Origin of the sequence: Micromonospora sp. NPDC047738, assembly GCF_040642675.1 — a bacterium.
Classification (GTDB): domain Bacteria; phylum Actinomycetota; class Actinomycetes; order Mycobacteriales; family Micromonosporaceae; genus Micromonospora.
Genome location: NZ_JBEYSO010000002.1, coordinates 488813 through 501439 on the forward strand (window position 1 = coordinate 488813; position 12627 = coordinate 501439).

Below are 12627 nucleotides of genomic sequence, written 5' to 3' on the forward strand. Positions count from 1 at the left end.
GCGCTGGATTCGATTGTCGACTGTTGTTCATTCGGCCTACGTGTTGGCGAGAAGTCGCACGTCGAAACGTTTGTCTACGCGCGGTTTCGAATGCCCGCTCGACGCCGCGACGATGACTGCGGCTCACCCGCCCATCGGGTGGGCGGAACTGTCATGCCCCGCAGAAAGGGAGCAGCATGAAGGTCAGATCCATCAGCAAGGTGGCCGCGGTCGGCTTCGCCGCCGTGGTCGCCGCTGGCCTGGTGGCCGCGCCGGCCGCGGCCGACCCTTCGCCCGTGACCGAGTACCGCACGCTGGCCGGCGTCGGCTCGGACACCACCCAGGACGTGATGAACGGCCTGGGCAACGTCATCACCAGCGGTGGCAACAAGGTCATCGCCTCCTGGGACGCCCGCGGCACCGCCAACGTCCGGACGAAGGCCGCGAACTGCGACTTCCCCCGGCCGAACGGCTCCAGCAACGGCCGCCGGGCGCTGCGGGCCTCCGAGGGTGAGGACATCGGCCAGGGCGGTCCCGGCTTCTGGTCCAACGTCAACGTGGTGGGCTGCGTCGACTTCGCCCGCTCGTCGAGCTACGGCGGCGGCAGCACCCCGTCGAGCACCGGCAACTACACCTACATCCCGTTCGGGGTGGACGCGGTGACCCTCGCCCGCAACGTCACCGGCGACCTGCCGGTCAACGTGTCGTTCGCGCAGGTGCAGCGGGTGTACCGGTGCTTCGACCGGACCATCGCCGGCAATCCGGTGAGCCCGGTCATGCTCCAGGCCGGCTCGGGCACCTGGGACTTCTGGTCCTCGAAGGTCGGCATCACCGAGGTCGAGATCAACCTCGGGGACTACCCCTGCCTGGCCGCGGACACCGACAGCAACCCGGCCACCGCGGCCGTGCCGCTGATCCCGCGGGCTCAGGAGCACGACGGCACGGTGCTCACCGGCTTCCCGACCCGGGTGGCCCCCTTCTCGGCCGGGCAGTTCATCGCCCAGGGCAACGCCGCGAAGATCGCCAGCCTGACCGGCGTCACGGTGGCCGACCGGCGCGGGGAGGCGGCGCTGTCCGGCATCCGCCCGACCGGCGGCGCGGTCCAGCAACCGGTGGTCAACGGCGTCCTGAACATCAACTTCCCGCTCCGCCGGGACGTCTACAACATTGTGCCGACCGCGGACCTGACCAACCCGACCGTCGCCGCCACCTTCGTCGGTGGCAGCTCGGCCGTCTGCACCGCCACCGTCAACGACGGCGGCACCCAGCGATCGGTCGTCGAGCTGTTCGGGTTCGGCGTCCGGAGCACCCTGGTCTCGCCGCTCGACGCCAACTGCGGCTACACCAACCTCCGGTTCGGCAACTGACCTCCCATCCGGTGGCCCGGGCCAGCGCCCGGGCCACCGGCCCCGTTCCCATCCACCGGCGTTCGCGGACGCCGACGACCAGCAGAGGACGACGCAGATGAGCAGGCCCGGCTTCGCCCGCGCGATGGCGGCGGCTGCGGTGTTCGCGCTCTCGGTGAGCGTGTTCGTCACCGGGGTGGTGCTGACGCTCAGCGGACCGGCGCAGGCCGCGTCGCTCGGCACGCTCACCCTTTCGCAGACCAGCGGCAGCGTCACCGACAAACCGATGTTCCTCAGAGCCACCACCCCCGCCCCCTGCCCGAAGGGGTACGGCGAGAACGCCAACCTGCGTATCGGGCCGGCGGGTGGGCCGTACACGAACCTGGCGGTGGCGCTGGGTGGTGGCGGGTGGGATCTGGAACCGTTCACGATCGATCCGAACCGCTCGTTCGAAACGGCCGCCGGCCGCGTCCCTGAGGACAAGAGCAAGTGGTGGGTCATAGTCGACTGCTACAGCCTCACCGAGGGCCGCCACGCCGACGAGTTCCGCGCCCCCATCCAGGTCTGCGGCAGCACCTGGACGACGGAGGCGACCTGCCCCAGCGCCGCGCAGACCAGCACCATGCTGACCGTGACGCCGACCGGCACCGCGTACGCCGGTGCGCCGGTGACCCTCACCGCCACCGTGACGCCGGCCGCCGCCGGCACGGTGCTGTTCCGGCGTACCACCGGGACGGAGACGGCCGACGTCGGCAGTGCCCCGGTCAGCGGCGGGCAGGCCGTGCTGACCACCTCCGATCTGCCGGGCCCGGCCGGTGCCGAACTGGAGAAGGCGCACAAGTTGACCGCCACCTTCCAGCCGGCCGACCCGAACGCCTTCCTGACCTCCACCTCGGCGCCGGCAGACCTCACCGTGGTCCCGGCCGGTTCGGTCACCGTCACGTTGAAGACAGACAAGGTCAGCCCGCAGCCGCCCGGCACCGCCCTGGCGCTGACCGCGGAGGTCAAGCCGCGGGTCGAGGGCGAGCAGCCGGCCACCGGCTCGGTGTCGTTCGTCCGGTTACCCGCTGGGGGAAGCAACGGCGAGCAGGCCATCGGCTCGGCCGAGCTGGCCGCCGGCGCGGCGACGGTCACCGTCGCTGACCTGCCGGGCGGGGCCTACGACCTCAAGGCTGTCTTCACCCCGGCGACCGGCTCCGGCTGGCAGGCCGCGGAGTCGGCCCGGACCCGCTTCGTGATCGGTACGCCGACGCAGACCACCACCACCCTGGCCGTCACGCCGGACGGCCCGAAGCCGCAGGGCATCGAGTTGACCCTGACCGCCAGGGTCACGCCGACCGACGCGACGGGCAGCGTGCAGTTCATGGACGGCTCCGCCGCGCTCGGCGGCGCCCAGCCGGTCGCAAGCGGGCTGGCCAGCCTGAAGACGACTCAGCTGGCGGCGGGCAGCCACCCGCTCAAAGCGGTTTTCACTCCACAGAACGAGGTGGACCACTCGGGCTCCACCTCCCAGGCGGTGACCTACCAGGTCACCGCGCCCGGCCAGGTGGACGGCCTGGAGGTGACCGACACCGACGGCAACAAGCTGGGCGTCAACCCGACGCTCAGCCCGGGGCAGAAGGTCACCGTCGTGGCCCGTGGCTTCGCCGGCAACGAGACGATCACCGTCACCTTGAACGACGCCGAGCCGACGACCGTCACCGCCGCCGACGGGACCGCCCGGTACGAGCTGACCGTCCCGGCCGACGCGCCGGACGGTGCCGCCCGGCTCACCCTCGCCGGCGCCGCGCACCGGGTCGTCTTCGACTTCACCGTGGTCGGCAACGGCAACGGCAACGGCAACGGCGATGACGACGGCGACGGGGACGGGGACGGTGATGGCGACGGGAACGGCGACGGTGGCGACGGGAACGGCGACGGCGGGACGGGCGGCGGTCAGCTGCCCCGGACCGGCCTGCCCCTGATCGGCATCGGGCTGACCGGGATGGCGTTGGTCGGGGCCGGCAGCGGCGCCGTGGTGTCCACCCGCCGTCGGCGCCCCGAGCCCGCGCCGGTGGTCTGGCCGGACAACGAGAACCCCACCGACTGAGCAAGGTCGTCACGCCCGCCGGGCGGTACGCCGACCCGGCGGGCCGCCCGGTCCGGGTGCCAGGACGAGGAGAGAGAGCATGTCGACGGTCACCATCGACCCCCGGGGACCGCGGCCGTCCGCGGACGCCCCGACCGGGGTGCCCCGCGGGGCGGCGTCCCTGGCCTACCAGGTGCCGGGGACCGCGTTGAGCATCCTCGCCGCACTCGCCCTGGGCCTGGTCTGCCACCTGGTGCTGATCTCCCAGCTGGCGTACGAGCGGGACCAGCAGACCGCGTTCGCCGACTTCCGCGCGGAGTTGGCGCTCGGCACCGCCCCGGTGGGCCAGTTCCGGACCGAGTTCGTCAACGGCGTTCCGGGTCCGGAACGGCTCGTCGAGCCGGGCTCGCCGGTGGCCGTGCTGAGCGTGCCCCGGGTCGGCCTGAGCACGGTGGTGCGGGAGGGCACCAACGGCGGGGTGCTGCGTTCCGGCCCGGGGCACCGCCGGGACACCGTGCTGCCCGGGCAGGCCGGCAACAGCGTGATCATGGGCCGGCGGGCCGCGTACGGCGGGCCCTTCCGGGACCTGGACCTGCTGGTGCCCGGCGACACGATCACCGCGACCACCGGGCAGGGCAGCCACACCTACGTGGTCACCGGGCTGCGCCGGCCCGGTGACCCGGCGCCCGCCCCGCCCGACACCGGGCAGGGACGGCTCACCCTGATCACCGCGCTGGGCACCGAGTTCATGCCGACGGACGTGCTGCGGGTCGACGCGGCCCTGGCCAGCCCGGTCCAGCCCGCCCCGGCCCGGCGGTTCGGCGCCGCCGCCCTGCCCGCCAGCGAGCAGGCCATGGCCAGCGACGCGGACGCCTGGACGCCGGTGCTGCTGTGGGGGCAGGCGCTGCTGCTGGCCGCGCTCGGCACCACCTGGCTACGGGCCCGCTGGGGCCGCTGGCAGAGCTGGATCGTCAGCGTGCCGGTGCTGCTCGCGCTCGGCGTCGCCACCGCCGACCAGGCCGTCCGCCTGCTGCCCAACCTGCTGTGACCGCCGGACCCGACGACACCCCGAGACGAGTGAAGGACCGACCGTGACGCAGCACATCGAGAGCCCCGCCCCGGCGACGTACGCCCCCGGTCGTGCCGGCGCGACCGGCCCGGCGATCGCCGTCCCCACCCGGGTCGACCTGCCACCGGTGCCGGCGCACCGGGCGCCGGCCGACCACCTGGCCACCCTGGACGCGCGGTCCATCTCGGCCTGGTTCGGCAGTCACAAGGTGCTCGACCGGGTCTCGCTGACCATGCCGGCCGGCCAGGTGACCGCCCTGATCGGGCCGTCCGGCTGCGGGAAGTCCACCTTCCTGCGCATCCTCAACCGGATGCACGAGCTGGTCCCGTCGGCGTCGCTCGCCGGCGAGGTGCTGCTCGACGGTCGCGACCTGTACGCGCCGGACCGGCGGATCACCGATGCCCGGCGCCAGGTCGGCATGGTGTTCCAGAAGCCGAACCCGTTCCCGGCCATGTCCATCTACGACAACGTGCTGGCTGGGCTGAAGCTGACCGGCACCCGGGCCTCCCGGGACAGCAGGGAGGCGCTGGTCGAGGAGACCCTCACCAAGGCGGGCCTGTGGAAGGAGGTGCGCGACCGGCTGCGCCAGCCCGGCGGCGCCCTCTCCGGCGGCCAGCAGCAGCGGCTCTGTATCGCCCGGTCGCTCGCGGTGCGGCCGCGGGTGCTGCTGATGGACGAGCCGTGCTCGGCGCTGGACCCGACCTCGACCCGCCGGATCGAGGAGACCATCGCGGAACTGGCCGCCGAGGTGACGATCGTCATCGTCACGCACAACATGCAACAGGCCGCCCGGGTCTCCGACCAGTGCGCATTCTTTCTGGCCTCGCACGGCGCCCCCGGCGCCATTGTCGAATACGGCCCGACCGCAGCGATGTTCGACAATCCACAGGATGAGCGGACGCACGACTACGTAAACGGCCGATTCGGCTGATCGCCCCATTTTCCTGATGCTCGGGCACCCAGAATTCGCTTTGCGCACGTTCGGCGGAGAGGTTGGCCTGCATGTCGGGACACAGCGCCTGTGGAGCCTGATCGAGGCCGGTCCAGGGGGACCGACCGGTTTCACCCTCACGAGAGGAAGTGATTCATGAACAAGCGTCTGCTCGCCCGCGCCGGCGCCCTCCTGGGCGCCGCGGTGCTCTCCGCCGGCCTGGTGGTCGCGGTCGGCGCTCCGGCGCAGGCGGCTTCGCTCGGTGACGTCACCCTGTCGCAGACCAGCGGCACCGTGACCGACACCCCGATCTTCGCGAGCGCCACCACCGCCAAGTGCCCCACCGGGTACGGCGAGAACGCCAACCTGCGCATCGGCCGCCCGGGTGGCCCGTACTCGAACCTGGCCGTGGCGCTGGGTGGCGGCGGGTACGACCAGAACCCGATCACCATCAACCCGAACCGGTCGTTCTCCACCGCCATCGGTGGCGCGCCGGCCGCGGGTGAGTGGTGGGTCGTCGTCGAGTGCTACAGCCTCACCGAGGGCCGCCACGTCGACGAGTTCCGCACCTCCATCCAGGTGACCGGCAACACCTGGCGGGTGCCGGTGGCCGAGGACACCACCACCTCGCTCGCCGTCAGCCCGGCCAGCCCGGTCTCCCAGGGCACCGAGGTCACCCTGACCGCGACCGTCTCCCCGGCCACCGCCACGGGCACGGTCGACTTCCGGCGCGGCGCCTCGTCGCTCGGCACCGCCACGGTCAGCGGCGGTAAGGCCGTCCTGTCCACCACCGCCCTGCCGGTCGGCACCTTCTCGCTGTCCGCGGCCTTCACCCCGGCCGACGCGACCGCCTACAAGCCGTCCGCCTCGAGCGCCACCTCCTTCCAGGTGACGGCCGCCGCGGGTGCCATCACCGCGCCGGTGGAGATCATCGCCGACGTCGCCCCGGGCGCGTTCAGTCTCGACGTGGCGAACCCGACCGCGTCGCTGACCGGCGGCACCGTCGGTGGCACCGCCGCCGGCAAGCTGCCCGCCGCGAAGGTGACCGACCTGCGCGGCACCAACGTGGGCTGGGACCTCACCGGCCAGCTGGAGGACTTCACGCTGGGCGCGAACACCATCGCCAACAGCAACCTCGCCTGGACCCCGAGTGCCGCCAAGACCAGCGGCTCGGGTGCGGTGACGGCCGGTGCCGCCGCCGACCTCGGTGACACCCGCACCCTCTGCTCGGCGAACTCCGGCGCGAGCGCCGGCGTCTTCACCTGCGGTGCGGACCTCAACCTGACCATCCCCGACAACGTGCCGCCGGGCGAGTACTCCGCGACCCTCACCCTCACCCTGGCCTGACCGGTCCCACCCGGGCGCACCCGCCCGGGGTGGAGCAGCGGCGGAGGCGTCGCGGGCACCCGCCCGTGACGTCTCCGCCGTGTCCGGTGCCAGCCCCGAACCCCGGAGCCCCGCATGACCGACCTCCCCGCACCCCGGACCGTACCCACCTTCTGTTCGCGACTGCGGGGCTCCGCTCCGCTGCACTCCTCGCGCTCACCGGCCCCCGCGCGACGCGTTGGGGCGCTGTTCGTCACCGCACTCGCGCTGCTCGGCAGCCTGATCGCGCCGTCGCCCGCGCGGGCGGCCGCGTCGGACGAGCCGACCTGGACGGTGGTGCCGTCCAGCCCCAGCGGGCCCAAGGGCCGCAAGCAGTTCGACTACGAACTGTCGCCGACCGAGCAGATCACCGACTGGTTCTCGGTGAGCAACCTGGGCGACAAGCCGATCAAGGTGGATCTGTATCCCACCGACGCCTTCACCGCCCTGGACGGCGGCTTCGCCCTGCTGCCTCGCAGCCAGGCACCCAGCGACGTGGGTTCGTGGATCAAGCTGCCCCGGGCGGCCGTCACGCTGCCCCCGGGCAAGCGGGCGGACATGCCGTTCCGGCTGTCCGTGCCGGCCGGTACCGCCCCCGGTGACCACGTCGGCGGCATCCTCGCCGCGGTGACCGAGGAGCAGGTCGGCAAGGACGGCCAGCGGGTGTACGTCGAGCGTCGCATCGGCGCCCGGGTCTACCTGCGGGTCGCCGGCCCGCTCGGGCCCGCCGCCGCGGTGCGGGCCGTCCAGGTCGAGTACGCCAACCCGGTGGTGCCGATCCCTGGTGGGCGGATGAAGGTCACCTACCGGATCGCCAACACCGGCAACGTGCGGATCTCCGGCAAGGCCCGGGTGCAGGTCCGCGGCCCGCTCGGGGTCCGGCTGGCGACGGGCGACCTGATCGACCTGCCCGAGGTGCTGCCCGACTCGGAGATCCGGCTGACCCAGGAGTTCGCGCACGTCGTACCGGCCGGCCCACTCACCGCCACGGTGGTGCTGAACGCCGACACGAACAAGGAGTCGCTGCCCTCGCAGGAGGGCTCCAGCTCCGTCCTCGCGGTGCCGTGGGCGCTGCTCGGCCTGCTGGTGCTGATCCTGGCCGTGGTCGCGTACCGGCTCTGGCTGCGCCGGGCCCGCCGGCTCCTGGCGGCGCCGGTCGCACCGGCCCGGGAACCCGAGCGGGCCGCGCGGTGAGCGGTCCCCGGAACGTGGCCCGCGGCGGTCGGGTCGGCGTGCGGCCGGCCGGCGTGGTGGTGACCGCCCTGCTCGCCGTGGCGTTCGCGGTGGCACTCTGGCCGGGGCGCCCGGCCGGGGCGGTCCCGGACGCCGAGCCGACGCCCGGTGGTCAGGTGTCGATCCGGGTGGGCGTGTCGATCGGCCCGAAGCCCGGCGGCAGCCCGTCCCCGACCGGCCAGCCGTCGCCCACCATCGAGCCGTCCCCGTCCGGGGTGACGACGACGACGCCGATCAGCCCGCCGGCGGGCGGCGGGTCCCTGCCGCGTACCGGCGTGGCGCTGGGCGGGCTGTTCCTCGTCGGCGGTGCGCTGGTCGCCGGCGGCGTGGCGCTGCGCTGGTCGGCCCGGCGGCGGGCCACCGCCGAGGCCTGGTTGAGCCGGACGGGTGGCTGACCCCTCCCGGCCGGCCAGTCGTGCCGCTCAGCGGGTTCGCGTACCCTCGTAGGGTCATGAGCGAGCAGCGGAGCGGTTTCCCCCGGCGGGACGCGGAGGGGCGCATTCTCACCCTGGGCGACCTGCTCGGGGTGAGCCTGGCTGGCCTGGTGATCGGGGTGCTCGCGCTGGTGCTCTTCGAGTGGGCGTTCGCCACCATGGGCGCGGGCGGGTTCGGCCGGACCAACGGCTGGCTGGCGGTGATCCTGCCGGTCTGGCTCTTCTGGGACGACTTCCGGGCCTGGGAGTTCGGCGCGGCCCGGGTGGTGGCGGCGCTGGGCGGCCTCGCCGTCGGGGTGTTCGCCGGGCTGCTCGCGGCCGGCCTGGCCGCCGGGCTGCCGCCACTGCTCTCCGGCGCGCTGGCCGCGGCGGTGTTCACCGTGGTCTACGCGGTGATCTGGTTTCAGGGCGTGCACTGGTTGGCCCGGCGTACGAGTTGAGGCCGCCCCACCGGTGATGGAGAACGGAGTGCGAACGTGAGCGCGGCGGTCAAGTACACGCTGGGCCGGATCGGGCTGTTCGTCGGCGTGCTGGCGGCCCTCTGGCTCGTCGACATGAACCCGTTCCTGCGGCTGATGCTGGCGCTGGTCTTCTCGGCCGCGCTGTCGTTCTTCCTGCTCCGTGGCTGGCGGGACGAGATGGCCGGGGAGATGGCCGAGGCGTCGGACCGGCGCCGGGCCGAGAAGGAGCGGCTGCGCTCGGCGCTCGCCGGCGAGGACCAGCCCGCGCCGGCCGAGCCGCGCCGCGAGGAGTAGGCCGGGCGGTCGTCCGCCCTCCGCGTCGGCCGGGCCGCGACCGCGGCCTCGGTCACCGGCCGGGCCGTGCGGCCCGGGAAACGGGGCAGCAGGATGGCGGCGGCGCCGCTAAGGTCGGCCGCTGTGAGTTTGCTGAACACGATCAACGGGTGGCGGACCAAGGTCTTCGTCTGGATCGGTCTGCCGGTCATCGCCGCCATCGGACTGATGATGGGCGCCACCGACCTCGCCCCGACCTGGCAGGCGAAGAACGGTGGCGGAACGCCGGGCACGTTCACCGCGGTGAACGAGGAGTGCGGCCGGCGCAACTGCGAGTGGCGCGGAGACTTCGTCGCCACGGAGGGCGGCGCCCAGCGCACCGATGTGATCCTCTACGACGCGCCGGACGGGCTGACCGTCGGCGCCACCGCCCCGGCCCGCGACACGGGCGCCCGCGCGGGCGTCTTCTCCACCACCGGCGGGTCGACGTACCTGCTGGTCACCGGCCTCACCCTGGGCGGCGTGATCGCCCTGGTGGTGTGGGTGGTGATCATCGTGCGGGCGATCCGTCGCCGCCGCCAGGCGGCCCGGCCGTCGACCCCGCCCGCCTCGTTCGCGCCGTCCGCGTAGCACCGGGCGGCCCCAGGACCGTACCGACGGGCCCGGCACCGTCCCGAGCGGGACGATGCCGGGCCCGTCCCGTCACCAGTTGGTCGAGCCCGGCACGACCGGCCAGGCCCGGTTCGCCGGCTTGATCAGGTAGGCGATGCCGCCCGAGCCGCCGGCCACCGTGCCGTTCGCCCGGTACCGCTTGGTACGCAGCCAGATCTGCTCGAACTGCGCCCGCTTGTAGACGTTGCGCACCGCGTCGTTCGAGGACGACGCGGGGTCGTTGACGATCACGTCACCGTCGGCGGTGAAGCCGACGATCACGAACAGGTGCCCGGAGGTGCCGTAGTTCGATCCGTCCAGCTCGTTGCCGAGGAAGGACTGCGAGGTGATGACCGGGATGCCGGCCTTGATGAAGCGCTCCACCTCGTCCAGCGAGTGCAGTCGGGTGACCTTGGCGTCGATGCCCGGGAAGCTGGCTGCGTACGCGGTGTTGAACGGCCAGTTGCCCGCGCCCTCGTACTCGAAGTCCCAGGTCATGCGGGCGGCGTAGGCGACCTGCGGGTCGGTGTAGCCGGGGGTGATCCAGGACATGTCCTCAGTCGAGGGCCTCTTGCCGTAGTACTCCAGCACCATCGTGGTCGACGTCGGGCTGCACCAGACCTGGCCGCCGCCGCCCCACTCCGGGTAGTTGCCCCGGTGGATCATCTGGGAACGGGCGGGCACCGGCAGCTCGGTGCCCCAGGCGATCCCGCCCTTGCTCGGCGTGACAGTGAACCGGTCCGGCACGTTGGAGCTCATCGCGCCCAGCATCCAGACCCGCGGCGAGGCGGCCTGCCCCGGCGCCCGGTAGAGGGTCAGCCGGAGCTGGTACGACCGGAGCAGCACACCCTTCTTGGCGTCGTCGATGGAGAAGGTGTCGGTCCAGATGGTCGACCAGGGGTCGCCCTGGCCGTCCAGCGTGGTCCGCTTGATGTCCTGGTCCCCGGAGGCCCAGCGGCCCATCACGTACCAGGGGGTCTGCTGGCCGGTGTTGTACGTGCCGTGCAGCTCGACCTGGATCCAGGTGCCGGCCGGGGTCTCCGCGTTCCACGAGGCGACCAGCTCGGTGGCGTCGAAGCCGATCTGCCGCTCCGGCGAGGTCCAGGTGGCGTACTCCCAGGTGCTGGTGGCACCGGTGTGCTTGTCGGTGTACGGGACGGTGCCGACCGGCTCGCCCATGGTGATCCCGGTGCGGTGGCCGGGGATGGCGTGCGTGCCCTGGTGGGTGCCGGTGCGCCAGTCCGGGTACTTCGACCAGTCCTGGAAGGTGATCTGCTCGTCGTGGGCGACCACGGGAAGGTTGTTGTCCGCGTGGGCGGGCACGGCGGTGCCGAGGAGGCTGAGCGCGGCGACGCCGGCGAGGGCGACCGCCGCGCGTAGAGCGGGTCTGATCATGTCATCTCCATGGGTGGGTAGGGGAAATCACCAGTTGGTGGAACCGGCCACCGAGGGCCAGGCCACGATGGTCGGCTTGATCAGGTAGACGACGCCGCCGGAGCCGGTGCCGGTGCCGCCGTTGGCGGTGGTCCGCTTGGTCCGGAGCCAGATCTGCTCGAACTGGTCCCGCCGGTAGACGTGGCGGACAGCGTCGTCGCTGGGCGAGGCCGGGTCGTTGGCGATGACGTCGCCGGTGGCAGTGAAGCCGATCACCACCATGAGGTGGCCGGCGGTGCCGTAGCCCGCCCCGTCCAGCTCGCTGGCGAGGAAGGACTGGCTGGTCACCACGGGGATGCCGGCGGCGATGAAGTGCTCGATCTCGTCGAGCGAGTGCAGCCGGGTCACCTTCGCCTCCAGCCCGGGGAAGGTGGCCGCGTACGCGGTGTTGAACGGCCAGTTGCCGGTGCCGCCGTACTGGGCGTCGTAGGTCATCCGGGCGGCGTGGTCGACGGTGGGGTCGGCGTAGCTCGGGTCCACCCAGGACGTGTCGGCCGGGGACGGCCGGCGGCCCCAGTACTCGACCACCATCTCCGTGGAGGTGGGCGAGCACCAGGCTTCACCGCCGCCGCCGTACTGCGGGTACTGGCCGGCGTGGATGTTCTGCGAGTAGCGCGGCACGGCCAGCTCGGTGCCCCACGCGATGTGGCCGGGGCTCGGGGTGACCGTGAACCGGTCCGGCACGGTCGAGCTCATCGCGCCCACCGACCGGACCACGGGTGAGGCGGTCCCGGCCGGGTCCCGGTAGAGCGTCAGCCGGAGCTGGTACGCCCGCAGCAGCACCCCGGCGCCCGGGTTGTTGATGGCGAAGGTGTCCGTCCAGATGCTGGAGGTCCGATCGCCCTGCCGGTCGACGCTGGTCCGCGTCATGTCGGCGTCGCCCGAGGCCCAGCGACCCATGACGTACCAGGGGGTGCGGACGCCGGTGGTGTAGGTGCCCTGGAGTTCGACCTGGAGCCAGGTGCCGGCGGGGGTGTCCGCGTTCCAGGAGGCGACCAGCTCGGTGGCCCCGAAGCCGACCTCGGTCAGCGGCGACGTCCAGGTCCCGTACGCCCAACTGCGCCGGACGCTGCGGTGCGGGTCCTTGTACTGGACGGTGCCGACCGGGGTGCCCAGCGCGAGGCCGGCGGCGGTGACCGTGGTGCCGGCGGCGGCGCCGGCCGACCAGGCCGCGCCGGACCAGCCCTGCCAGGTGATCTGTTCGTCGTGGGTGGCCGTGGTGGTCCCGGTGGCCGGCTTCGCGGCCCCGGCGGGACTGGTGGTGCCGAGGATGGCGAGCGCGGTGACACCGGCGACGGCGGCCGCGCGCAGGGGTCTCATGGCCATGGCAGCTCCCCAGGGAAACGGGCATCGTTGCCGTTCACTGTCGCGCCTGGAGGGAAC

The 12627-nt window shown here is 72.9% G+C and carries 12 protein-coding genes; 10 read left to right on the forward strand and 2 right to left on the reverse strand.

Annotated features, from left to right (window positions below; genetic code table 11):
- Window positions 1-176: 176 nt before the first annotated feature.
- The 10 genes from ABZ783_RS05710 (at window position 177) to ABZ783_RS05755 (ending at window position 9789) form a co-directional block, all read left to right on the forward strand.
- A complete protein-coding gene (locus tag ABZ783_RS05710; RefSeq protein ID WP_357434695.1) occupies window positions 177-1346 on the forward strand; it encodes a hypothetical protein in 1170 nt (389 codons plus the stop codon).
- Window positions 1347-1443: 97 nt separating this feature from the next.
- The gene (locus tag ABZ783_RS05715; protein ID WP_357434696.1) at window positions 1444-3414 is read left to right on the forward strand and encodes an Ig-like domain-containing protein; all 1971 of its coding nucleotides are present in this window, start codon (window positions 1444-1446) and stop codon (window positions 3412-3414) included.
- 79 nt (window positions 3415-3493) lie between these two features.
- Window positions 3494-4441: a sortase gene (locus ABZ783_RS05720; protein ID WP_357434697.1), complete on the forward strand. Its 948-nt coding sequence runs from the start codon at window positions 3494-3496 to the stop codon at window positions 4439-4441.
- 187 nt (window positions 4442-4628) lie between these two features.
- Window positions 4629-5393: a phosphate ABC transporter ATP-binding protein gene (locus tag ABZ783_RS05725; RefSeq protein WP_357434786.1), complete on the forward strand. Its 765-nt coding sequence runs from the start codon at window positions 4629-4631 to the stop codon at window positions 5391-5393.
- Window positions 5394-5549: 156 nt separating this feature from the next.
- Window positions 5550-6740, forward strand: a complete 1191-nt coding sequence (locus ABZ783_RS05730) for an Ig-like domain repeat protein (protein ID WP_357434698.1) — start codon at window positions 5550-5552, stop codon at window positions 6738-6740.
- Between the two features lie 114 nt (window positions 6741-6854).
- Complete coding sequence (locus ABZ783_RS05735; protein ID WP_357434699.1) at window positions 6855-7952, forward strand: DUF916 domain-containing protein; 1098 nt, start codon at window positions 6855-6857, stop codon at window positions 7950-7952.
- Entirely contained in the window at window positions 7949-8386 is a 438-nt protein-coding gene (locus tag ABZ783_RS05740; RefSeq protein ID WP_357434700.1) for a hypothetical protein, read from the forward strand. The genes ABZ783_RS05735 and ABZ783_RS05740 overlap by 4 nt, the downstream gene beginning before the upstream one ends.
- 56 nt (window positions 8387-8442) lie before the next feature.
- Window positions 8443-8865, forward strand: coding sequence for a hypothetical protein (locus ABZ783_RS05745; RefSeq protein ID WP_357434701.1), 423 nt, complete (start codon window positions 8443-8445; stop codon window positions 8863-8865).
- A gap of 36 nt (window positions 8866-8901) precedes the next feature.
- On the forward strand, window positions 8902-9180 hold the full coding sequence (locus ABZ783_RS05750) for a DUF4229 domain-containing protein (protein ID WP_357434702.1): 279 nt from the start codon (window positions 8902-8904) through the stop codon (window positions 9178-9180).
- A gap of 123 nt (window positions 9181-9303) precedes the next feature.
- Complete coding sequence (locus tag ABZ783_RS05755; protein WP_357434703.1) at window positions 9304-9789, forward strand: hypothetical protein; 486 nt, start codon at window positions 9304-9306, stop codon at window positions 9787-9789.
- A 72-nt stretch (window positions 9790-9861) separates the two neighbouring features.
- Here ABZ783_RS05755 and ABZ783_RS05760 read toward each other — a convergent pair whose 3' ends face one another.
- Entirely contained in the window at window positions 9862-11205 is a 1344-nt protein-coding gene (locus tag ABZ783_RS05760; RefSeq protein ID WP_357434704.1) for a C39 family peptidase, read from the reverse strand.
- Between the two features lie 27 nt (window positions 11206-11232).
- Complete coding sequence (locus ABZ783_RS05765; protein ID WP_357434705.1) at window positions 11233-12570, reverse strand: C39 family peptidase; 1338 nt, start codon at window positions 12568-12570, stop codon at window positions 11233-11235.
- Window positions 12571-12627: the final 57 nt, after the last annotated feature.